Below are 22,149 nucleotides of genomic sequence, written 5' to 3' on the forward strand. Positions count from 1 at the left end.
TTCTGAGCGAGGGTGTCGGTATGACCACCTTGCTTCCTCGTCCCATGACCGCTGCGGCCTGTACCGCCTCCCTCGGCCTCGCCCTGGCGCTCGGTGCCCCCGTCGCCGCCGCGCAGGACGGCGGTGCGCCGACCGACTCGGGCTCCCTGAGTATCGGTTCCGTCGGCGGCACCTCCGTCGGTGTCGCGGAGAAGGTGGGCCTCGGTGCGGCCGCCGGTTCCCTGCCCGGTCAGTGCTCCGCGATGGGCTCTGTCGGGTTCGCCGATCACAACCAGACCCGGGCCGTTCCGGGCGAGAACCCGGGCGAGACCGCCTTCCTGGTCGACACCAACAAGTCGTCCGAGGGCAGCACCACCACCGAGAACGTCGAGGTCCACTGGGTCAACACCGACACCGGCGCGGACGGGACCCTGGTCGAGGGGCACGGTGAGGACGACATCCACTGGGTCGAGTTCAACGGCGACGACGTGTGGGGTGCCATCGTCGACACCGGCCCCGGCACCATCGAATGGACGATGTCGGCCACGGAGGACGGGTTGTTCCTGCCCACCTTCTCGCTCGACCTGCTGATCCCGACCGGCTCGGGCAGCAACCCGTACGGCGGCTGCGGCGGCGTGGTCACCGTGCCCTGATCGGCGCAGCCGGCCGGGCTGTCCCGCGGGCGTTCGGAGACCCCCTCAGGCGCCCAGCCCGGCGGCCTCGTGACGCAGCTCGGCCCCGTCGGTGACGAGGGCCGCGGTCCTGCGGTGGGCCTTGATGACCGAGGTCCCGTCGCGCAGCGGCAGCGGGATCACCTCCTCGGCCTCGACGCCGGCGAGCAGCAGGCGCGCGCGGATGAGCTCGGAATCGATCTCGGCACCCAACAGCAGCGCGTTGTTCGAGATCCAGATCAGGAACAGGAAGATGATGGCGCCGGCCAGCGAGCCGTAGGTGGCGTTGTAGTTGCTGAAGTGGGATGCGTAGAAGGTGAAGCCCCAGCCGCCGGCGATGGTCACGACCAGGGCGACGATCGTGCCGGGGGACAGGTAGCGGAATCGCGGCCGGCGGACGTTCGGGGTGAGTTGGTAGAGGATCCCGATCACCAGCACCACGATGGCCACCAGCGCCGGCCACTTGAGGAATGACCACACCGTGAGCGCGAGATCACCCAGCCCGACGAATCTGAAGACGCTCTCGGCCAGCCCGCCGGTGAGGGTGAGGATGAGGGCCGCGCACGCCAGCAGCGCCACGAGAAACGCGGTGAGCAGCACGAACGCCGGTCGTCGCCACCAGAACGGGCGCCCTTCCCCGACGCCGTAGATGCGGTTGAGGGCGCGGCCGAACGCGCCGACGTAACTCGAGGCGGTCCAGAGCGCGCCGAGCAGGCCGACCACCAGCGCTAAGCCGGCGGCCCTCGTGCGCACGAGGCTTTCCACGGGGCCGCGGAGAAACTCGACGGTCGCCTGCGGAACCGAATCGTTGAGCAGTTGCATCACCGCCTGGACCGTCTCGTCGCCGCGGCCGAACACGCCGAGCAGGGAGACCAGCACGATCATCGTCGGAAGCAGCGACAGCACCGCGTGGTAGGTCAGCCCGGAGGCCATGTCCATGCAGTTGTCCGAGTTGAATTTCGGCAGGGCGCGTCTGAGCGCGTACACGGCGCCGCGGCGCGCAAGCGTGCCCGGGACCTCGGACGCCCCCTCCCTCTCCCGCAGATACCCGATGCCGCGGCGATGCAGTGTCTCGTCGCCTGCGATGAGTTCGGCCGCCCTGGCGTCGGTCACCGTCGTCCCGCCTCCCCGGTGCCGGGGCACCGCCTGCTGATCGTGGGGATCGGGCTCCGCGCCGCGGTGGGTGGCGGCCCCGATCCTCCCCACTCTGGCAGGACGACGACGACGGCGATGCCCGGTTGACGTGCACCGGCCCCGGTCGGCGGCGAACAGGTCTGGAACTGTGATCTGGATAACAGTAGGCTGAGAGGGTGAAGTCCTCCGTTCCTTTTCGCCGCCTCGCCGTGGGCCGGGTCCGTGGGGGTCCCGGGCGGGACCGCCGCGGCATTCTTCGCTGACCCGGGTCGCCGGGGACGGTCGTCGGGCCCCGGAGTACGTGCCAGCCCTGAGAGAAATCTCACAAGGTGGAATCGTTTCCCACGTCAAGGACAGTGGTTTGACTTGCACGACTTGTGTGGGTAGCCCCCTCTGCCCATATTATTTTCCAGCCGGAGAGCCTCGGTTCTCTGTGTGCGGGTGCTCCGACAGTCACGGGGTCGACCCGTCGACAAGCGAAGGCGAAGTGATGAAGACGAATCCCGGCCCACAAGGCCTGTACCGCCCGGAGTACGAGCACGATGCCTGTGGTGTCGCGTTCGTGGTGGACATGTACGGACGTCAGTCCCGGGACATCGTCGAGAAGGCGATCGCCGCGCTGGTGAACCTCGAGCACCGCGGCGCCGTGGGCGCCGAGGTGAACACCGGCGACGGCACGGGCTTGTTGATCCAGATACCTGACAGGTTCCTCCGCGAGGTGTTGCGTGAGGAGCAGAACAGAGAACTTCCCGAGGCCGGTGCGTATGCAACCGGCCTTTGTTTTCTCCCGCAGTCCCGGATGCTGGCCATGGACGCCATGCGGATGGTCGAGCGGATAGGCGCCGAACAGGGCGTCAGCGTGATCGGTTGGCGCGAGGTCCCGGTCGACGACTCCTCGGTCGGCGCGATCGCCCGCGACGCGCAGCCCACGATCCACCAGATCTTCGTCAAGGCGGCCGGCCCGGACGGACGGCTGCTCACCGGGCTCGAACTCGAGCGCAAGTGCTTCGTCGTCCGGAAGCGGTGCGAGCACGAACTGGGCAGCAAGGGTCCCGGCCGCGGAGACATCGGCTCCGAGACGGTCTACTTCCCCTCACTGAGCCCGCGGACCATGGTCTACAAGGGCATGCTCACCGAGAAGCAGCTCCCGGACTTCTACGTCGACCTCCGGGACGAGCGCGTCGAGTCGGCGCTGGGCATCGTGCACTCCCGGTTCTCGACCAACACGTTCCCGGCGTGGCCGCTGGCCCACCCGTTCCGCTACGTCGCGCACAACGGCGAGATCAACACCGCGCGCGGCAACGAGAACTGGATGCGGGCCCGCGAGTCGCTCATGTCGAGCGAGCACATCGAGGACCTGTCGGCGGCGCTGCCGATCTGCACCCCCGGCGGATCGGACACCGCCCGCTTCGACGAGGCGCTCGAGTTGCTGACCCTGGCCGGTCGGCCGCTGCCGCACGCCGTGCTCATGATGGTCCCCGAGGCCTGGGAGCGGCACGCGACCATGGACCCCGCCAAGCGGGCGTTCTACGAGTACCACGCCTCGCTCATGGAGGCCTGGGACGGACCGGCCTCGATCACGTTCACCGACGGCACCGTGATCGGCGCCGTGCTCGACCGCAACGGTCTGCGCCCCTCGCGCATCTGGGTGACCGACGACGGCCTCGTCGTGATGGCCTCCGAGGTGGGCGTGCTCGACATCCCGCAGGACAAGGTCGTCACCAAGACCCGCCTGCGGCCGGGCCGGATGTTCCTGGTCGACACCGAGCAGGGCCGGATCATCGACGACGAGGAGATCAAGACCTCCCTCGCCGCCGAGCACCCGTACCGCACCTGGCTCGACGAGGGCATCACCCGCCTCGAGGACCTGCCCGAGGTCCGACACGAGATCATGAGCCACGAGCGCGTGGTGCTGCGCCAGCGGGTCTTCGGCTACACCGAGGAGGAGCTGCGGATACTCGTCTCTCCGATGGCCGCCACGGGTGCCGAGGCGATCGGATCCATGGGTACCGACACCCCGCTGCCGGTGCTGTCCCAGCGGTCGCGGATGCTGTTCGACTTCTTCGCCCAGCGATTCGCCCAGGTCACCAACCCGCCGCTCGACGCCATCCGGGAGGAGTTGGTCACCAGCTACGGCGTGACCCTGGGCCCGGAGGGCGACCTCATCAACCCGGGGCCGGACTCGTGCCGGCAAGTCCGACTGGACAACCCGATCCTCAGCAACACCGACCTCACCACGCTCATGGCGGCCGGTCGGGTCCGTCCCGGCCTGCAGTCGGTCGTCGTCCGGGGCCTGTACAACGTCGCCCACGGCGGTCGCGGCCTGCGCATCGCGCTCGGCCGGATCCGCCGCGAGGTCTCCCGCGCCATCGAAGACGGCGCGTCGATCATCGTGCTGTCGGATCGCGAGTCGGACGAGCGCAACGCGCCGATCCCGTCGCTGCTGCTGACCTCGGCCGTCCACCACCACCTGGTGCGGGAGAAGACCCGGACCCGCGTCGGCCTGGTGATCGAGTCCGGCGATGCCCGCGAGGTCCACCACATGGCCGTGCTCTTCGGTTACGGCGCCGAGGCGATCAACCCGTACATGGCGTTCGAGTCGATCGACGAGCTCGTCAAGACCGGCGACCTGACCGGCGTCGAGACCGAGGTGGCCTACGCCAACTACCGCAAGGCGGCCGCCAAGGGCGTGCTCAAGGTGATGTCCAAGATGGGCATCTCCACCCTGGCCTCGTACACCGGCGCCCAACTGTTCGACGTCACCGGTCTGTCGCAGGAACTGTGCGACGAGTACTTCACCGGCTCGATCAGCCCCATCGACGGCATCGACCTGGACGAGATCGCCGAGGACGTGGCCCGCCGTCACCGCTTCGCCTTCCTGCCGCGGCCCGAGGAGGCCGCGCACAGGGAGCTCGAGATCGGTGGCGAGTACCAGTGGCGCCGCGAGGGCGAGTACCACCTGTTCAACCCGGACACGGTGTTCAAGCTCCAGCACTCCACGCGGTCCGGCCGCTACGAGATCTTCAAGGAGTACACCCGTCTGGTCGACGACCAGTCCGAGCGACTGGCCACCCTGCGCGGCCTGTTCGAACTCAGCAGTGACCGCCCGCCCATACCGATCGACCGGGTCGAGCCGGTCTCGGAGATCGTCAAGCGGTTCTCGACCGGTGCGATGAGCTACGGCTCGATCTCCGCCGAGGCGCACGAGACCCTCGCGATCGCCATGAACCGGCTCCACGCGCGGTCCAATTCCGGCGAGGGCGGCGAGTCGACCGACCGCTTCACCCCGGACGCGAACGGCGACTGGCGACGCTCGGCCATCAAACAGGTCGCCTCCGGCCGGTTCGGCGTGACCAGCCACTACCTCGCCAACTGCACCGACATCCAGATCAAGATGGCCCAGGGCGCCAAGCCCGGCGAGGGCGGTCAGCTCCCGCCGAACAAGGTGTACCCGTGGGTCGCCGAGGTCCGCGGCTCGACGCCGGGCGTCGGGCTCATCTCCCCGCCGCCGCACCACGACATCTACTCGATCGAGGACCTGGCGCAGCTCATCTACGACCTGAAGAACGCGAACCCGCAGGCGCGGGTCCACGTGAAGCTGGTCGCCGAGCAGGGCGTCGGCACCGTGGCCACGGGCGTGTCCAAGACACACGCCGACGTGGTGCTCATCTCCGGTCACGACGGCGGCACCGGGGCCTCCCCACTGACCTCCCTGAAGCACGCCGGTGGGCCGTGGGAGCTCGGCCTGGCCGAGACCCAGCAGACCCTGCTGGTCAACGGCCTGCGTGATCGCATCGTCGTGCAGGTCGACGGGCAGCTCAAGACCGGGCGCGACGTGATCATCGCGGCCCTGCTCGGCGGGGAGGAGTTCGGCTTCGCCACCGCCCCGCTCGTGGTGGCCGGCTGCGTCATGATGCGCGTCTGCCATCTGGACACATGCCCCGTCGGCGTGGCCACTCAGAACCCGGTGCTGCGCGAGCGGTTCAACGGCAAGGCCGAGTACGTCGTGAACTTCATGGAGTTCATCGCCGAGGAGGTCCGCGAATACCTCGCCGAGCTGGGCTTCCGCTCCCTCGACGAGGCGATCGGCCACTCGGAGTGCCTCGACAAGTCCCGGGCGTTCGCCCACAACAAGCGCATCGCGGGACTCGATCTGGAACCGATCTTCGCCCAGGCCGATTCGCCGTTCATGCACCAGGACCTGCGCTGCACGAAGAAGCAGGACCACAAGCTGGGGAAGGTGCTCGACCGGACGCTGATCGACGACTGCCGCGACGTGGTCGTCGACCCCTCGCGCGGGCCCGTCACCGGCGCCTACCCGATCGCCAACGTCAACCGCTCGGTGGGCACGATGCTCAGCCACGAGATCTCCAGGGCGCACGGCGCCGCCGGGCTCCCCGACGGCTCTGTCGACCTCACCTTCACCGGCTCGGCCGGCAACTCGCTGGGAGCGTTCCTGGCCTCCGGCGTCACGCTCCGGGTCCTCGGCGACGCCAACGACTACGTCGGCAAGGGCCTGTCCGGCGGCCGGATCGTGGTCCGCCCGGCGCACGACGCCGCCCCCGACTTCGTGGCCGAGAACAACATCATCGCCGGCAACGTGATCTGCTACGGCGCCACCGCCGGCGAGGTGTTCCTGCGCGGGATCGTGGGCGAGCGGTTCTGCGTGCGCAACTCCGGCGTCACCGCGGTCGTCGAGGGCGTGGGCGACCACGCCTGCGAGTACATGACCGGCGGAAAGGTCGTCGTGCTCGGCTCCACCGGCCGCAACGTCGCCGCCGGCATGTCGGGCGGCGTGGCCTACTTCTACGACCCCGACGGCGCACTGGCCGAGAACCTCAACGGTGAGCTCGTCGACATCGAGGAGCTCGACGCCGACGACGTGCAGTTCCTCCACGACATCGTGGAGCGGCACGTCGCCGAGACCGACTCGGCCCGGGGCCGGGACATCCTGGGCGGCTGGGCCCAGAACGTGAATCACTTCGCCAAGGTCATGCCGCGCGACTACAAGCGCGTGCTGCTGGCCATCGAGCAGGCGGAGAAGGACGGACGCAACGTGGACGAGGCGATCATGGAGGCCGCAAATGGCTGACCCGAAGGGCTTTCTCAAGCACACCGAGCGCGAGCTGCCGAAGCGCCGGCCGGTCGACCTCCGGATCATGGACTGGAAGGAGGTCTACGAGTCCACGACCCTGCCCGAGGACCACCTGAGGACGCAGGCCTCCCGGTGTATGAGTTGCGGCATCCCGTTCTGCCACCAGGGCTGCCCGCTGGGCAACATCATCCCGGAGTGGAACGACCTGGTGCACCGCGGACGCTGGGACGCGGCGGTGGACAGGCTCCACGCGACCAACAACTTCCCCGAGTTCACCGGGCGCCTGTGCCCGGCGCCGTGCGAGGGGTCGTGTGTCCTGGGCATCAACCAGGAGCCGGTCACCATCAAGCAGATCGAGGTCGAGATCGCCGAGGCCGCGTGGGCCGAGGGCGGCATGGACCCGGTCGTGCCGTCGTTCCGTACCGGGCAGACCGTCGCCGTGGTGGGCTCCGGCCCGGCCGGGCTGGCCGCCGCCCAGCAGCTCACCCGTGCCGGGCACGCCGTCACGGTCTTCGAGCGGGACGACCGCATCGGCGGGCTCATGCGGTACGGGATCCCGGAGTTCAAGATGGAGAAGGCGGTCCTCGACCGCCGCCTGGCGCAGATGGAGGCGGAGGGCACGGTCTTCCGCCCCGGCGTCAACGTCGGCAAGGACATCACCGCCACCCAGTTGCGCGCGCAGTTCGACGCGATCGTGCTGTGCGGCGGCGCCACCCTGCGCCGCGACCTGCCGGTGCCCGGCCGTGAGCTCGACGGGATCCACCAGGCGATGGACTTCCTGCCGCTGGCCAACAAGGCCGCCGCGGGGGATCCCGTGGTGGACGCGGACGGGCTGCCGGAGGTCCACGCGCGTGACAAGCACGTGATCATCATCGGCGGCGGCGACACCGGCGCGGACTGCCTCGGCACCGCGACCCGGCAGGGCGCGAGGTCGGTGAAGAGTTTCGAGATCATGCCCCGCCCGCCGGCCACCCGCGCGGCCTCGACGCCGTGGCCGGTGTACCCGCTGATGTTCCGCACCGCCTCCGCGCACGAGGAGAACGGTGAGCGGGTGTACAGCGTGTCGACCGCCGAGTTCGTGGGCTCCGGCGGGCATGTGACCGCGCTCAAGGGCTCCGAGGTGAAGATGGTCGACGGCCGGTTCGAGCCCGTGCCCGGCTCCGACTTCGAGTACCCCGCCGACCTGGTGCTGCTCGCGATGGGCTTCACCGGCGCGCAACGCTCCGGCCTGTGCTCGGATCTGGGTGTTGACTTCACCGACCGCGGCAACGTGGACCGGGACGGCACCTGGGCGACCAACGTCGACGGGGTCTTCGTGGCCGGCGACATGGGCCGCGGCCAGTCGCTCATCGTGTGGGCCATCGCGGAGGGCCGCTCGGCCGCGGCCGCGGTGGACCGGTACCTGATGGGCGAGACGGCGCTGCCGGCTCCCGTCCGCCCGACGGACGTCGCGCAGCGCTGACGGCGGCACGGCGCCCCGGAGCACTACGACTCGAGGGGCGCCGTGGCGTAATACCTGAGGCGAACCTAAGATTGGGCGCATCACAATTCCAGGCCGCCCGGCCGCCGTCACGGAAGGCAGGTTATGGTCCGCCGTCGCCCTCTCGCCGTGATCGGTGCGCTCTGCGCAGTGATCGCGCTGCAGGGCGCCCCGGCGGCGACGGCGCAGGTCCTCGAGCCGGGCCCGCGGGTGGTGATCACCGACCTGCCGGCGCTCAGCCAGTTGCCCCCGCTGCCCGCCGGGGGGGAGGACGCCGCGGAGGAGAAGGCTCCCGACGAGGGGACCTTCGGCATGTCCGCGGTGCAGATGGTGGCACTCGTGCTGGCCGTTGGGGCTCTCGTCGCCGGTGGGACCGGCCTGGCGCTGGTCACGCGACGCGGTCGGGGGACACCGCCGGAGGAGGCGCCGCGGCGCGCTCCGACCCCGCCGCCGGTCGCCCGATAAGCTCAGCGGCATGAGCCGCCACATCGCAGGACGAGGACGAGCCGGCCGGGCCGCACCCGCGCCGGCCGGTCCGCCGGTCGACGACGTCGAGTGCGACCTGAGCCGCAAACTGACGCTGGGCCAGTTCCTCAAGCTGTCTTCGTTGCTGGACTCCGGCGCCGACGCCAAGGACGCCGTCGCCGCCGGCGAGGTCAGTGTCAACGGTGAGGTCGACCTGCGGCGCGGCCGCGGCATGGTCGACGGGGACGTGGTGGCCACCGGTGGCCGCGCGGCCCGCGTGGTGGCCCGGTCCGAGGCGGAGGGGAACCGATGAGCGAGGGGGCACAGGGGTCGGTACAGGCCCCGGTGATCTTGCATGACGACGACGCCGGCGCCCGTCGGTATGCCGAGTGGTTGGCGGAGGACTTCGAGACGCGGACCACCCGTTATGACGAGGCAGACCCCGGCGAGATGGTGGTCGCCGGCACGGTCGTGCTGTTCACCGGCATGCAGCCCGGTGGTGGCCTCGGCGGCTCGACGTTCATCACCGACAACTGGGAGGCGCTGGTCGAGGCCGGCCGCCGGGTCGCGGTCGTCATGGTGGGGCCCACCCCGGTCACGGACGACGCACGGATCGAGCTGATGTCGACCGAGTTCTCCGCCGACCAGCTCGGCAAGCTCAAGCTGTTCCAGTTGCGCGGGGTGGTGACCCCGGACCAGCTCGGCTTTCGCCAACGTCTGGGGATCAAGACGGCGCTGGCCGCGCTTCGCCGCAAGTCGGACCGCACCCCGGAGGAGGACGCGATGCTCGAGCTGGGCGGACTCGACCTCACCGACCGCGTCTCGCTCGGCCCGCTGCTGCGCTGGATCCGCCGGGAGGCGTGAGCTGCTGCTCGCCGCGGGCGGGCCGTCCCGGTTCGTTCGGTCGGCCGGGGTGCAGCACACGCACCGGATGAAAGAGAGTTAACATACGCTCCGTAGTCCCGCCGTGGCGCGGGCCAGCGATTCCGGAGGATGCCCCATGCGCAAGACCGCCCTCGTCTCGGCCGCGTCGGCTCTGGCCGCGGCCACGATCTTCGCCGCCAGCGGGGTCGCTCATGCCGAGGACGGCGAGCCGGCTCCGACTGTCGACCTGGACACCCCGGCAGGGTGCGTGTTCATCCCCACCTACACCGGCGTGGTGTGGTGCATGACCCTCGACGCGGCGACCGCCGCCGTCGCGGCCGGGAGTTTCGGTTACGGCTCGTTGGGCACAGGCTCCCTGGCGGACCTGATCAGCGGGCTCATCAACACCGGATCCGTGGTGCTGTCGGTGGGCGTGCCCAACTCCACCGGGTCCTACGCGCCCGGATCGACCGGGAGCTACGGGCCGGAGGCGTCGGTCGGGCAGCTCCTCACGGCGCCGCTCGCGAGCCTCGGCGGGGCGGTCTAGCGCACCACGATGCCGTCGGTGTCGGCGTAGAGCATGTCGCCGGGCACGAAGTCGACCCCACCGAAGCTCACCGTGACATCGCGCTCGCCGGCGCCGGTCTTGGTGGACTTGCGTGGGTTGGTGCCCAGGGCCTTGCAGCCGAAGTCCATGCCACCGACGACCGCCGAGTCACGGATCGCGCCGTTGACAACCACACCGGCCCACCCGTTGGAGCGGCCCAGCTCGGCGATGAGGTCGCCCACCAGGGCGGTGTGGACGCTCGCGCCACCGTCGATTACCAGCACCCGGCCCCCGCCGGCCTCGCCGAGCACGCTCTTGAGCAAGGCGTTGTCCTGGAAGCACCGGACGGTGGAGACGGGGCCGAAGAATTCGGTGCGTCCGCCCAGGTCGCGGAACTGGGTGTCGCAGCTGCGGACGTCCTCGCCGATCTCATCGACGAGGTCCGCCGTGGGGACGAATCCGGTGGGGCTGTCGGTCATGCGTGTCCTCCTGAACGATGCGGTCAACACCCCTCACGCTATCCGGCCAGCCGACCACGGGTCGGCCCACCCGTGGGGGACAATGGCCGGAGAACAGCGCCGCCCGATGTCCGCACTACGGGGAGGAACCTGCCGTGGCCCAGTACGAACTCCTGATTCACGCCCGCCGGGCCGTGGTCGACGACCGCATCCAGCAGGCGGCGGTGACCGTGGACGGGGGCGTGATCTCGTCGGTGCGCACGGGGTCCGATGCGCGGGACATCGGTCTGGCCGGCGATCACACGATCGATCTGGGCGACGACGTGGTGCTCATGCCGGGACTGGTCGACCCGCACGTCAGCACCGAGGACGTGGCCGTGGGGACCCGCTCGGCCGCGCAGGGTGGCATCACCTCGGTGATCGACTACGGCACGGACGGCGAGCCGTCCGCCACCACTCCGGCGGAGGTCGACACCTGGCGGGACGAGGTCACCGGCGAGTCGGCCGTCGACGTGGGCCTGTGGGGCGCGGCGGTGCCGGGCAACGTGGGCCGGCTGGGCGAATTGCTGGACCGGGGAGTGTTCGGGGTGTCGGCCGTCGCGGAGGGCAAGGGCGTGGCGGGCGCGCCGACCCTCGACCGGTCCCGGCTGGTCGCGGCCGCCGAGGAGGTCATGGGCCGCGGTGGCCTGTTCGCAGTGGACGCCGGCGTGGAGGTGCTGCCCGACCTGCTCGATGTGGTGCGCCGGACCGGCGGCCGGATGCATGTCCGCTCCGTGGCGGACCACGAAGAGCTGCCGATGCTGCGGGCGGCGTCGCGGGACGGCCTGGCCGTGACCGCCTCGACGAACCCCCACATGCTGGCGTTGGTCTCGGAGATCACCCGGGGTGCGGCCGCCGCGGCGACCCTCGACCCGCCGGTCCGGGATGCCGCGAACCGGGAGTTGCTGTGGGAGGCGCTGCGTGACGGCACGATCGACGCCGTCGCCTCGGCCCGGCTGGGTCTGTCCGTGGTGTGGACGGAGGCACGGCGACGCGGCTTCGATCTGGCTGATGTGGCGCGGTGGATGTCCGGCCGGCCCGCCGAGATCGTGGGCCTGGGCGACCGCGGGGGGATCCGGCAGGGTCTGCGGGCCGACTTCGCCGTCGTCGCGGACGACGAGGCGTTCATCGTCCTGCCCGGCGCCCGCGAGCTCGGTCGGGCGGATTCGGTCTACACCCAGCGGGCACTCGCCGGTGTGGTGCGGTGGACCATGCGTCGCGGCGGGGTGATCGACCCACGCACGCTGCCCGTGGGCGAGGTGCTGAGCAAGGCGGACGGGTGAACACAGGAACCCAGGAACTCGCGCTCCTGCACATGCCCGAGGGCCTCACCTCGGCCATCCTCATCACCGAATACGCGATCAAGATCCTCGCTCTGGGCATGGTCCCGGAGAACCGCCAGCCGGGGTCGTCGCAGGCCTGGCTGCTGGCCATCCTGTTCATCCCGGTGGTCGGGGTGCCGCTGTTCCTGCTGTTCGGCAACCCGTACATCACGGGACGAAGGCACGTCATCCAGGCCCAGGCCAACCAGCTGTACGAGGGCGCGCTGAAGAACCGCCCCACGGTCCCGGTGGGGGTCCGGGTCGCGCCGGGGGTGCACACGATCCTCGAGATGAACCGGAAACTCACCGAGATCCCGTGCATGTCGGGTGAGTTCGTGGCGCTGTACTCGGACTACAAGCTGTCGCTCGCGGCCATGACCGACGCCGTCCGCGCGGCGACGGATCGGGTCCACATCGAGTTCTACGCCCAGTCCTGGGACGACGAGACCGACGAGTTCTTCACCGCCGCCGTGGAGGCCGCCGAGCGCGGGGTGACGGTCCGCGTCCTGGCCGACCATCTCGGTTCCGGAAAGTACAAGGGGTTCAAGGTGCTGCGGCGCCGCCTGCGGAACACGCCGGTCGAGTTCCACCTCATGCTTCCGATCAACCCGTTCGTCGGCCGGTTTCGGCGCCCGGACCTGCGCAACCACCGCAAGATGCTCATGGTGGACGGTGACCACGGGTTCGTGGGTTCACAGAATCTCATCGAACGGCACTACGGCAGCGCGCGCAACGCCAAGCTCGGGCGGGAGTGGGTGGACCTGATGATGGAGGTCCGTGGTGAGATCGTCCACTCCATGGACGCCGTCTTCGCCGTGGACTGGTACTCCGAGTGCGGGGAGATCATCGAGACCGTCGGCGAACTCGCCAAGGGGCTGCCGGCCACAGCGGGATCGATGGGCGGCGACCCCACGGCCGGTGATCCGGTGAGCGCTTTCCAGCTCGTGCCGTCGGGGCCGGGGTACCGCACGCAGCCCAATCTCCGGATGTTCACCCAGCTCATCTCGCAGGCACGTGAGCGACTGCGAATCGTCAGCCCCTATTTCGTTCCTGATGAGGCGTTGCTGCACGCATTGACCTCGGCGGCCTACCGGGGCGTGGAGGTGGAGCTGTTCGTGCCGGACAAGGCCGACCAGTTCATGGTCCACCACGCGCAGCGGTCCTACTTCCGGGCGCTGCTCGAGGCGGGTGTCATCATCCACAGATTCCGGTCACCGGCCGTCCTGCACACCAAGATGATGCTGGTGGACGACTACGGCGGCATCGTCGGCTCGAGCAACATGGACCTCCGTTCGTTCAACCTGAACTTCGAGGTCAGCATGCTCGTCCTGGGCGGCGCGGCGGTGGCCGACCTCAACGACGTGGTGGAGAGGTATCTCCTGGAGAGCAGCACTCTGGATCTCGATACCTGGATGAATCGACCGTGGCCGGGACGTTACGTGGACAACGTTGCCCGGCTCACCTCCGCGCTGCAGTAGTACCCTGCTGGAATGCACGGACCATCGGAGTCCGAGGTGTAACGAGAGGCCTTTCACGATGTCCCTGAACCGTGTCTTCGGAACCCGAGTCCAGCGTCTCGGCGCAGCGTTCGCGGCCGTGACGCTGACGATCGTCGGCGTTCCGGCCATCGCCCATGCCGACACCGAGGCGGGCGCGCTGTCGGTCGAGCAGATCGGCCAGGGTTCGGGCGAGGGCAGCGTCGACAAGCTGATCGAGCAGGTTCCCGACGAGATAGTCGTGGGTGGCCCGGCCCTCGGCTCCGCGGGGCTGGAGGCGGCCGGTAGCGGAGAGCTTGTCGGCACGGCGCTGTCCGTCGGCCAGACGCTGGGCTCGGTGGCCCCGCTCGAGGCGGTCGGTTCCGCGGGCGGTTCCGCGGTGGCCTCGGTGGCCTCCTCTGGCCTCGTTCCGGGATCGACCTATGTCAACGCGGTCGGCTCGCTCGGTTCGGGCACCATCGGGCTCGGCTCGGTGGTCATCCCCGAGTACGTCTTCCCGGTGCTCAGCGTGCAGGTCGCCGGCATCGTCACCGCGGAGATGGGCGCGCGCCAGGAGCGAGGGGAGCTGAACGAGGGCGAGCTGAACTTCTGGCACGGGGTCGTCGAGGGCTCCGCCCAGGGCGGCACCATGATCGAGGACGCGGCCAACGCCGCCGGGGCGGAATTGCCCGGTCCGCTGACCGGGAGCATCGATGCGGTGCAGATCGCCGCCGAGTCGGATCCCCACGCGGACAACGAGCGCCGCCGCGTGGAGGCCGAGGCAGCCGCGGCCGCCGCCGAGGCGAACGGCGCCGCCGAGGGGTGACCCGCGCGGGGTCGCCCGTCGGCGACGCCGGGCGAGGGCCGCGGCGTGGAGTCCGGTCAGGCCTGTGTGGTCATCTCCTCGCAGCGGTCCCACAGTGCGGCGGCCACGGCCTCGTCGCGGGACGCGCGCGTGGAGCCGACGACCTTCGGATAACCGGTGAGCTCGCCCGGCCCGTCGGGGCCGATGTAGGCGCCGCCCGGCACGTCGCGAACGGTCGCGGCGTAGAGCTCGGGGAGGGCGCCCCGCTCGGCCGGTTGGACCAGGAACGGGATCTTCTCGGCCGCCCGCATGAACAGGTCCTGGATACCGCTGCCGCTGTGGTACTGCAGGTTCGTGGCCGAATAGCCGGGATGGGCGGCTACCGCCCTGAGGTGTGACCCCTGTGCGTCGAGCCGGCGCTGCTGCTCGTAGGCGAGCATCACGCACGCGAGCTTGGAGGCGGCGTACGCGGACATCGGGATGTAGCGGCGGCGGGTCCAGTCCAGGTCGTCCAGATCGACCGAACCGAAGCGGTGCATGGCCGAGCCCAGCCATACCACCCGGTCAGACAGGGCCGGGGCCAGCTTCCGGGTGAGCGCGAAGTGCCCGAGCACGTTGACGCCGAACTGCATCTCGTGGCCCTGCGGGGTGCGGGCCAGCGGGATGTTCATGACGCCGGCGTTGTTGATCAGGACGTCGGGCTCGCGCGCGGCCAGCAACTCACCGGCGGCGCGGACCGAGTCGAGGTCGGCCAGATCGAGCTGGGTGACCTCGGCTCGGTCCGGCTGCGCGAGCCCGGCGCGGGCCGACTCGGCGCGGGCGGTGTCCCGGCAGGCCATGATGACCCGGGCGCCAGCGGCGGTGAGCGCCTCCGTGGCCTGCAGGCCCAGGCCCGAGTTGGCGCCGGTGATGACGACCGTGCGCCCGGTCTGGTCGGGGATGTCGGCAGTGGTCCATCTGCTCATGGGGGGCAGCTTACGGGCGGCTGGGCTCGAATGGCGGGCGCGTTTCCGGATTCCCGGCACCCGTCCGTCAAGACGTCAGGCGAACTCCCTGGCGACACGTCGGACGGGCGTCAGCCGATCGCGGCGAGGAGGTCGGCGCAGGCCTTCTCGCATCGCCGGCCCGCTTCACCGCAGACCTTGCAGTGTTCGCGCAGGCGGCAGCGCACATCTCAGGCACGTCAGGTCGTCATCTCCGGTTGACATCAGAGACGTCGCGGACCATCCGTCGTGTTCGACGGAGGGCGCGCCGGACAGGTGCTTTCATGTCGTTTCCTGTCGGTGTGGGGCCGAGTCGGTGACCGTGTCCGGCCGCAGGTCCAGCCGGCGCAACAGCTGGGCGTTCGCCGCGACGACGACCGTGGAGAGGGACATCAGGATCGCACCGACGGACATCGGCATCACCACGCCGATCGGCGCGAGCACACCGGCCGCCAACGGAACCGCGATCAGGTTGTAGCCACCCGCCCACCACAGGTTCTGGACCATTTTGCGGTAGGCGGCCTCCGAGATCGCCCGCACGGAGACCACGGCGCGGGGGTCGTCGGAGGCCAGTACCACGCCGGCCGAGGCGATCGCCACGTCGGTCCCGGCGCCGATTGCCAGGCCCACGTCGGCCTGGGCCAGCGCCGGGGCGTCGTTCACGCCGTCGCCGACCATGGCGACGCGGCGACCCTCCTCCTGGAGCCGCGAGACGGTGGCGGCCTTGTCCTGGGGGCGGACCCCGGCGAAGTAGCGGTCGATCCCCAGTTCCTCAGAGACCGAGGCGGCCACCGCGTCGGCGTCACCGGTGATCATCACGACCTCCAGGCCACGGTCGTGGAGCGAGTCGACCGCCTTCCTCGACTCGGGACGGACCTCGTCGACCAGTCGCAGTGCGCCGACCACGTCGCCGTCGACCAGTACGTGCAGGATGATCGCGCCCTCGGCACGCCACCGGTCAGCGATTCCGAGTTCGCGGCCACCCTCCTGCTCGAGCAGGTACGGTCCACCCACCTGGATGGTGTGTGCCTCGACCGTGGCCTGAACGCCCACGGCCGGCGAGGAACTGAAGCCGGTCGCGGCCGGGATCTCCAGCTCGCGCTGAGCGGCCGCCGAGACGATGGCCTTGGCCAGCGGGTGCTCGGAATCGGACTCGGCCGCAGCCGCCAGGGCCAGCACCCGGTCGGACGTCATACGGCCGCCGGGTTCGACGGCGGTGACGGCGGGTGTGCCCTTGGTCAGGGTGCCGGTCTTGTCGAACAGGACCACGTCGACGGTTCGCATGCTCTCCAGAGCCAAACGGTCCTTGATCAGGACGCCGCCGCGTGCCGCGCGTTCGGTGGCGATGGACACCACCAGCGGGATCGCCAGGCCGAGGGCGTGGGGACAGGCGATGACCAGCACGGTGATCACGCGGATCACGGCCTCGTCGGGGGTGCCGACGCTCGTCCACACGACGGCGGTGATCATCGCGGCCCCGAGTGCGAACCAGAACAGCCAGGCGGCGGCCCGGTCGGCGAGGCGTTGTGCCCGGGAGGAGGAATTCTGGGCGTCGGCGACGAGCTTGCGGATGCCGGCGAGTGCGGTGTCCTCTCCCACGGCACCGACCCGGACGCGGATGCCGGAATCCGTTGCGACGGTGCCCGCCACGACGGGGTCGCCCTCCGCGCGGCGGACCGTGCGGGATTCACCGGTGATCATCGACTCGTCGATGCTCGCGGCACCCTGGACCACCACGCCGTCGGCGGGGACACTGCCTCCGGGGCGGATCACCACCACGTCGTCGACTCGCAGCTCGCCGGGCGCGACGGCGACGACGGCATCGCCCTCGACCCGCTCGGCCTCGTCCGGCAGGAGAACCGCCAGGGAGTCCAGGGCGGAGCTGGTCTGCGCGAGAGAGCGCATCTCGACCCAGTGTCCGAGCAGCATGATGACGATGAGCAGCGCCAGCTCCCACCAGAACTCCAGGTCGTGGCCGAGCACGCCCACGGTGGAGCCCCACGAGGCGACGAAGGCGACCGTGATGCCGAGGCTGATGAGCAGCATCATCCCCGGCTGCTTGGCCCCCACCTCGTCATAGCCGCCGGAGAGGAAGGGCTGACCGCCCCAGACGTACATCACCGTGCCGAGGACCGGGGCCACCCACAGTCCCCAGCCACTCACCTCGTAGCCGAGGAGGGAGCCGAACATCGGCGAGAACACCACCGTCGGGATGCCGAGCAGGAGCATGATCCAGAACAGGCGGCGGAACACCTGCACGTGGTCTCCATGGTCATGATCGGCGCCGTGGCCCTGGTGGCCGTGGCCGGTGTGGCTGCTGTGATCGTGGCCATCGGCCTCGCTGTGGTGACCGTGATGCTCGTGGTGGCCGCGGGCTCCGTGCTGTGACCGTGCTGTGCGGACCTCGTCGTCGGCCATAACGGTCGCTGCCTCCTCGGTTCCGGGTATGGGTGCCTAGTCGTCGCCAAACATACCCCAGGGGGGTATGTTCCCGTCGGGCTCGGCCGCCGGGCTGGCTTCACCCTCTCCCTGCCGACGAGATGACGCCTTACTCCCAGGTCGCGGTCTCCGGGTCAACTCCGTGCGCGCGGGCATTGGCCTCGACCGCGGCGACGAGCCACCGCGTCAGGCCCGGCTCGAGCGCATCGTACGTCTCGGCGAAACGCTGGTCCTGCGTGTACATCCGGGCCAGGCAGACCTGCATCGAGTAGGTGCAGTCGTAGAACTGCGCGATCGAGGCGCGGTGCCGCTCGGCCAGCTCGGCGGCCACCGGAGAGGCCGGATCGACGCCGGCACGCATGGCCGCCGCGAGGTCGGCGTTGAGCGCGTCCATGCCGGCCTTGACCTGCTTCCACTCCGCCTTGGACATGCGGGCCGTGCGCTCCTGCGACTGCGCCCACTGCGGGCTGTCGCCCCAGCGTTGCTCTGCCTCGATCTGGTACTCCTCCTTCCAGTCGGTACCGAAGATCTCGACGCGGTCCTCCGGTGTCAGCGGTGCATTCATGGTGATCGCCTCCTTCAGGCGGTCTACTGCGGAGACCATCTCCTGCAGGTGGGAGATCCGTTCGAGGAGCAACTCGCGTTGGCGCGCCAGATGGGCGTGCTCGTCCGCGGCGGGGTCGTCGAGCAGGGAGCCGATCTCGGCCAACGGGAATCCGAGCTCCCGGTAGACGAGTACGCGGTGGATACGGGCGACGTCGTCGTCGTCATATACCCGGTAGTCCGACCACGTCCGCCCGCTCGCCGGCGCCAACCCGATCCGGTCCCAGTGGTGCAGGGTCCGGACGCTGACACCCACGAGCTCGGCGACCGCGCCCACGGTGAAGCCCTCGCCAGTCGTCATTCCTCCAGCATCTCTCACATCACTGAGGTTCGGGCCTGACGCGACGTCAGGGTCAAGTCCGCAAGCGGCGCGCCCACGTGACCTCGGACACGCATCCGTTGCTACTCGCCGGTAGCCTCGTGCGCATGAGCCGACCCACGACCCGCGTGTACGACCGTCTTCTCGACCTTGTCGCCATCCCCGAATTCCGCACCGACCCCACGAGCCGCCCCGTCTCGGCGATCAACGAGGTCTTCACCGGCGACCCGCTCGCCGAGATCCCTGCCGGCACTGCCGACGACGTGGTGGCCGCCGTCGAGCGGGCCCGCGCCGCGCAGGTGGCGTGGGCAGAGCGTGGCCCCAAGGACCGCGTCGCCGTCCTCGAGCGGTTCGCCAAGCTGGTCATGCGGAACCGCGACGAGCTGATGAACATCGTCCAGGCCGAGACCGGGAAGAGCCGCGCCTCCGCGCAGGAGGAGGTGCTCGACTGCCTCATCACCGCGCGTCATTACGCCAAGGCCGCGCCCGGCCTGCTCGCGCCCAAGCGCGTCCAGGGCATGCTGCCGGGCCTGACCAAGGCCGTCGTGCACCGCCAGCCCAAGGGTGTCGTGGGCGTGATCGCGCCGTGGAACTACCCGCTCAACCTCGCCGCCACCGACGCCCTGGCCGCGCTGGCCGCCGGCAACGCCGTGGTGATCAAGCCCGCGTCCATCACCCCGTTCTGCGCGCTCGCCGCGGCCGACATGTTCTACCGGGCCGGCCTGCCCCGGGACCTGTTCCAGGTCGTGCCCGGATCGGGCGGGACCGTCGGCGGCGCGATCGTCGAGAACGTGGACTACCTGATGTTCACCGGCTCGACCGCGACCGGTCGGGTGCTCGGGCGTCAGTGCGGCGAGCGGCTGATCGGATACTCCGCCGAGCTCGGTGGCAAGAACGCCATGATCGTCACCGCCGGTGCGGACCTCGACGAGGTGGCCGAGGTCGCCACCCGGGCGTTCTACTCGAACTCCGGGCAGCTGTGCATCTCGGTCGAGCGCGTGTACGTGGAGAAGTCGATCGCGCCGCAGCTCATCGAGACGCTGACCGCGCGGGTGCGCGCGATGAGCGTCGGGCCCGGCTACGACTTCGAGGCCGAGATGGGCAGTCTCATCTCCCGTGACCAGCTGGATGTGGTGACCACGCACGTCGACGACGCCGTGGCCAAGGGCGCCCGCCTGCTGGCCGGTGGTCGTCCCCGCCCGGATCTGGGGCCGCTGTTCTACGAGCCGACCCTGCTCACCGATGTCCCCGAGGACGCCACCTGCTACGAGGAGGAGACCTTCGGGCCGGTCGTGTCGATCTACCCGGTCGACTCGGTCGAGGAGGCGATCGCCAAGGCCAACGACACCGAGTACGGGCTCAACTCGTCGGTGTTCGCCGGCTCGGACGCCGAGGGCGAGCAGATCGCCGCCCGGCTGCGGACCGGCACCGTCAACGTCGGCGAGGGGTACGTCGCCGGCTGGGGCTCGGTCGCGGGTCCGATGGGCGGCATGGGTGTCTCGGGCGTCGGCCGCCGTCACGGCGACGAGGGCCTGCTCAAGTACACCGAGGCACAGACCATCGCCACCCAGCGTCTGATCAACATGAGCGGGCCGGGCTTCGTGCCGCGCAAGCGCTGGCAGCAGATGCTCGCGCCGGCCACCAACGCGATGCGGTTCCTGCCGACCCGGTGACCTGAGGGCTTCCTGCCTGCAGCCGGCCAGCGCATCCGGCACTGACCGCGAGCAGCCAGCCAGCCAGCGCATCCGGCGCCGGATCCGCTGGCTGGCTGACTTGCGCTGGGAGAATGCACGCTTGTGCAGGGGTTACGCGCCCGAAATGGACCATTGAGGCAGCGCAAGTCAGAGGGGCAGCGTAACCATCGCCGGTTACGCTGCCCCTCTGCTCTATTCAGGTTCTGCAGCCGCAGCCACGCAGCCGCAGCCACGCAGCCGCAGCCACGCAGCCGCGGCGTTGGCCGCGCGCCCTCAGTCGCCGCGGCGCAAGAGGAAGAACGCTCCGCCGATCAGCACGACCGCCAGGCCGGCGACCACCCAGATCACCGGGTTGACGCCCTCGTCGGACGCCGACTCCTCGGCCGCGTCGACCTCGGCCTCCCCGGCCTCGGTCTCGACGCTCTGGTCGCCGCCGCTCCCGGGCTGCGCCTCGCTCCCGGCGGCACCCGTGGAGTCGGCACCCTCGCCGGCGCCCGAGTCGATCACGCTGAACACCGAGGACCCGCTCACGACGTGCCCGTCGGCCGACGTCACGCGGTAGCCGACGGTGTAGTTTCCCGGCGCCAGGTCCTCGACCTGCGCGGTCACGGTCTCGCCCGCGACGGTCGGCTCGCCGGACACCCGATTGGTGGAGTCCTCCGCGGACGTCACGGCGACGGTCACGAAGTTCTGGTTGATCTCCTCGTTGAAGGTCAACACGATCTGCTCGGGTGAGTCGGCGACCTCGCTGCCGTCCTCCGGATCGCTGGAGATCAGCACCGAGTGAGCCGCCGCCACCGGCGCCATCATCACGGCCGGGACGCTCGCCCCTCCGAGCAGGGCCGTGGCCGCCGCGACGGCCCCGAGCCTCCTACGGAATCCGCTCACGGCTTCACCCCGAGACGCGCGAACACGTCCTTGTTGATCCGGTCGAGCTCCCCGGAGATCGAGGAGTGCACCTCGCGACGCTGCGCGGTGGGCGTGGTCTCGGCGGCCTCGACGGCGGCACGCAGATCCTGGAGCCGGGTGCGGGTGGACGCGACGAAGTCGGTGACCTCCCGCTCGCCGCCGCGGTTGACCTCGAGCTGGTCGAGGGTCTGCTCGAGCCGCACGATGCGCACACCGAGCGCCGCACCGGGGCCGGTGGCGTTGATGCCGGCCGACTTGAGGTCCACGGCGCCGGCGGCCGAGCCCGAGTCGGAGGACTGCGCGTTGGAGACGAGCTTGTAGATCATCGGCAGCAGGACCGGGGTGGCGATCTTGGCCAGGCCCAGCCAACGCTGCAGGTCCTCCTTGCCGATCTTGGTGCCGTCGAGCTTCTTAAGCTCCATCTCGGCGAGCTGGTACTCGTGCTTGCGGCCGGCGGCGTCGATCTTCTCCGCCAGCTTGCGGTCCTTGGCCAGCACCTTCCCCTCGCGCTTGAGGGTGGCGCGCTCCTGCTTGGCCAGCGCCTTCTCGCCCTTACGGTCCCGCTTGGAGGACTTCTGGGACAGCTTGTCCATCTTCTTGGCGCGCTTCTCCTCGCGCCGGGCCTTGCGGTCCGCGTTGCGACGGGCGAGCTTGGCCCGCTCCTTGGTCTCGGCCAGGTCGACGCGGTGGGCCTCCCGGGCCTTCTCGCGGGTCTCCTTGGCGGCGAGCTTCGCCTCGGTCATCGCGGTGGACTTCAGGGCCCGGGCGTGGGCCTTCAGCTCGGCACGCTTGTCGCGGTAGGTCGTCAGCTTGCCCATGGGCGTCGATCCTTCTCTCGTCGCGAACATCAGGCCACCAGCCTAGGCGA

18 protein-coding genes are annotated in these 22,149 nt (G+C 70.1%); 11 read left to right on the top strand and 7 right to left on the bottom strand.

The genetic code is table 11. The annotated features are described in order from the left end of the window. Positions 1–20: 20 nt before the first annotated feature. Positions 21–632 carry a hypothetical protein gene (locus tag ACWIE7_RS02470; protein ID WP_454057364.1) on the top strand — a complete coding sequence of 204 codons (612 nt, stop codon included), beginning with the start codon at positions 21–23 and terminating at the stop codon, positions 630–632. A gap of 45 nt (positions 633–677) precedes the next feature. On the opposite strand, the gene ACWIE7_RS02475 is transcribed toward ACWIE7_RS02470, so the two are convergent. Then, positions 678–1,763 (bottom strand): YihY/virulence factor BrkB family protein, encoded by a 1,086-nt coding sequence (locus tag ACWIE7_RS02475; protein ID WP_454068518.1) that lies wholly within the window; start codon positions 1,761–1,763, stop codon positions 678–680. Between the two features lie 511 nt (positions 1,764–2,274). Here ACWIE7_RS02475 and gltB point away from each other — a divergent pair. From gltB to ACWIE7_RS02505, 6 genes are all read left to right on the top strand, one after another. After that, positions 2,275–6,876 (top strand): glutamate synthase large subunit, encoded by a 4,602-nt coding sequence (gene gltB, locus ACWIE7_RS02480; RefSeq protein ID WP_452099776.1) that lies wholly within the window; start codon positions 2,275–2,277, stop codon positions 6,874–6,876. Next, positions 6,869–8,341, top strand: a complete 1,473-nt coding sequence (locus tag ACWIE7_RS02485) for a glutamate synthase subunit beta (RefSeq protein WP_454057362.1) — start codon at positions 6,869–6,871, stop codon at positions 8,339–8,341. The genes gltB and ACWIE7_RS02485 overlap by 8 nt, the downstream gene beginning before the upstream one ends. 123 nt (positions 8,342–8,464) lie before the next feature. Further along, entirely contained in the window at positions 8,465–8,824 is a 360-nt protein-coding gene (locus ACWIE7_RS02490; RefSeq protein WP_452099778.1) for a hypothetical protein, read from the top strand. A 10-nt stretch (positions 8,825–8,834) separates the two neighbouring features. After that, complete coding sequence (locus ACWIE7_RS02495) at positions 8,835–9,137, top strand: RNA-binding S4 domain-containing protein (protein WP_452099779.1); 303 nt, start codon at positions 8,835–8,837, stop codon at positions 9,135–9,137. Next, positions 9,134–9,688, top strand: a complete 555-nt coding sequence (locus tag ACWIE7_RS02500; RefSeq protein ID WP_454057360.1) for a hypothetical protein — start codon at positions 9,134–9,136, stop codon at positions 9,686–9,688. The genes ACWIE7_RS02495 and ACWIE7_RS02500 overlap by 4 nt, the downstream gene beginning before the upstream one ends. A 136-nt stretch (positions 9,689–9,824) precedes the next feature. Further along, the gene (locus ACWIE7_RS02505) at positions 9,825–10,235 is read left to right on the top strand and encodes a hypothetical protein (RefSeq protein ID WP_452099781.1); all 411 of its coding nucleotides are present in this window, start codon (positions 9,825–9,827) and stop codon (positions 10,233–10,235) included. Here the strand turns inward: ACWIE7_RS02505 and rraA are convergent. Further along, positions 10,232–10,714 carry a ribonuclease E activity regulator RraA gene (gene rraA / locus ACWIE7_RS02510; protein ID WP_344992601.1) on the bottom strand — a complete coding sequence of 161 codons (483 nt, stop codon included), beginning with the start codon at positions 10,712–10,714 and terminating at the stop codon, positions 10,232–10,234. The genes ACWIE7_RS02505 and rraA overlap by 4 nt on opposite strands. A 134-nt stretch (positions 10,715–10,848) precedes the next feature. On the opposite strand from rraA, the gene ACWIE7_RS02515 reads away from it, so the two are divergent. The 3 genes from ACWIE7_RS02515 to ACWIE7_RS02525 are packed head-to-tail and all read left to right on the top strand — an operon-like array spanning position 10,849 to position 14,355. Then, positions 10,849–12,015 (top strand): amidohydrolase family protein, encoded by a 1,167-nt coding sequence (locus ACWIE7_RS02515; RefSeq protein WP_454068519.1) that lies wholly within the window; start codon positions 10,849–10,851, stop codon positions 12,013–12,015. A gap of 32 nt (positions 12,016–12,047) precedes the next feature. Next, the gene (gene cls, locus ACWIE7_RS02520) at positions 12,048–13,532 is read left to right on the top strand and encodes a cardiolipin synthase (RefSeq protein WP_454057461.1); all 1,485 of its coding nucleotides are present in this window, start codon (positions 12,048–12,050) and stop codon (positions 13,530–13,532) included. A 58-nt stretch (positions 13,533–13,590) separates the two neighbouring features. Further along, positions 13,591–14,355, top strand: a complete 765-nt coding sequence (locus ACWIE7_RS02525) for a hypothetical protein (protein WP_454057357.1) — start codon at positions 13,591–13,593, stop codon at positions 14,353–14,355. A 56-nt stretch (positions 14,356–14,411) separates the two neighbouring features. On the opposite strand, the gene ACWIE7_RS02530 is transcribed toward ACWIE7_RS02525, so the two are convergent. From ACWIE7_RS02530 to ACWIE7_RS02540, 3 genes are all read right to left on the bottom strand, one after another. Next, the gene (locus ACWIE7_RS02530; protein ID WP_454068520.1) at positions 14,412–15,299 is read right to left on the bottom strand and encodes an oxidoreductase; all 888 of its coding nucleotides are present in this window, start codon (positions 15,297–15,299) and stop codon (positions 14,412–14,414) included. Between the two features lie 300 nt (positions 15,300–15,599). Then, complete coding sequence (locus ACWIE7_RS02535) at positions 15,600–17,735, bottom strand: heavy metal translocating P-type ATPase (RefSeq protein WP_454068521.1); 2,136 nt, start codon at positions 17,733–17,735, stop codon at positions 15,600–15,602. Between the two features lie 130 nt (positions 17,736–17,865). Continuing rightward, a complete protein-coding gene (locus ACWIE7_RS02540) occupies positions 17,866–18,660 on the bottom strand; it encodes a MerR family transcriptional regulator (protein ID WP_454068522.1) in 795 nt (264 codons plus the stop codon). Between the two features lie 125 nt (positions 18,661–18,785). On the opposite strand from ACWIE7_RS02540, the gene ACWIE7_RS02545 reads away from it, so the two are divergent. Then, a complete protein-coding gene (locus tag ACWIE7_RS02545; protein ID WP_454068523.1) occupies positions 18,786–20,351 on the top strand; it encodes a succinic semialdehyde dehydrogenase in 1,566 nt (521 codons plus the stop codon). Positions 20,352–20,645: 294 nt separating this feature from the next. Here ACWIE7_RS02545 and ACWIE7_RS02550 read toward each other — a convergent pair whose 3' ends face one another. Both ACWIE7_RS02550 and ACWIE7_RS02555 read right to left on the bottom strand, forming a co-directional pair. After that, the gene (locus tag ACWIE7_RS02550) at positions 20,646–21,260 is read right to left on the bottom strand and encodes a copper resistance CopC family protein (RefSeq protein WP_454057353.1); all 615 of its coding nucleotides are present in this window, start codon (positions 21,258–21,260) and stop codon (positions 20,646–20,648) included. Next, the gene (locus ACWIE7_RS02555) at positions 21,257–22,099 is read right to left on the bottom strand and encodes a DUF6474 family protein (protein ID WP_454057352.1); all 843 of its coding nucleotides are present in this window, start codon (positions 22,097–22,099) and stop codon (positions 21,257–21,259) included. The genes ACWIE7_RS02550 and ACWIE7_RS02555 overlap by 4 nt, the downstream gene beginning before the upstream one ends. Positions 22,100–22,149 lie beyond the last annotated feature (50 nt).

It is taken from the genome of Dietzia sp. NPDC055343, from assembly GCF_053645265.1.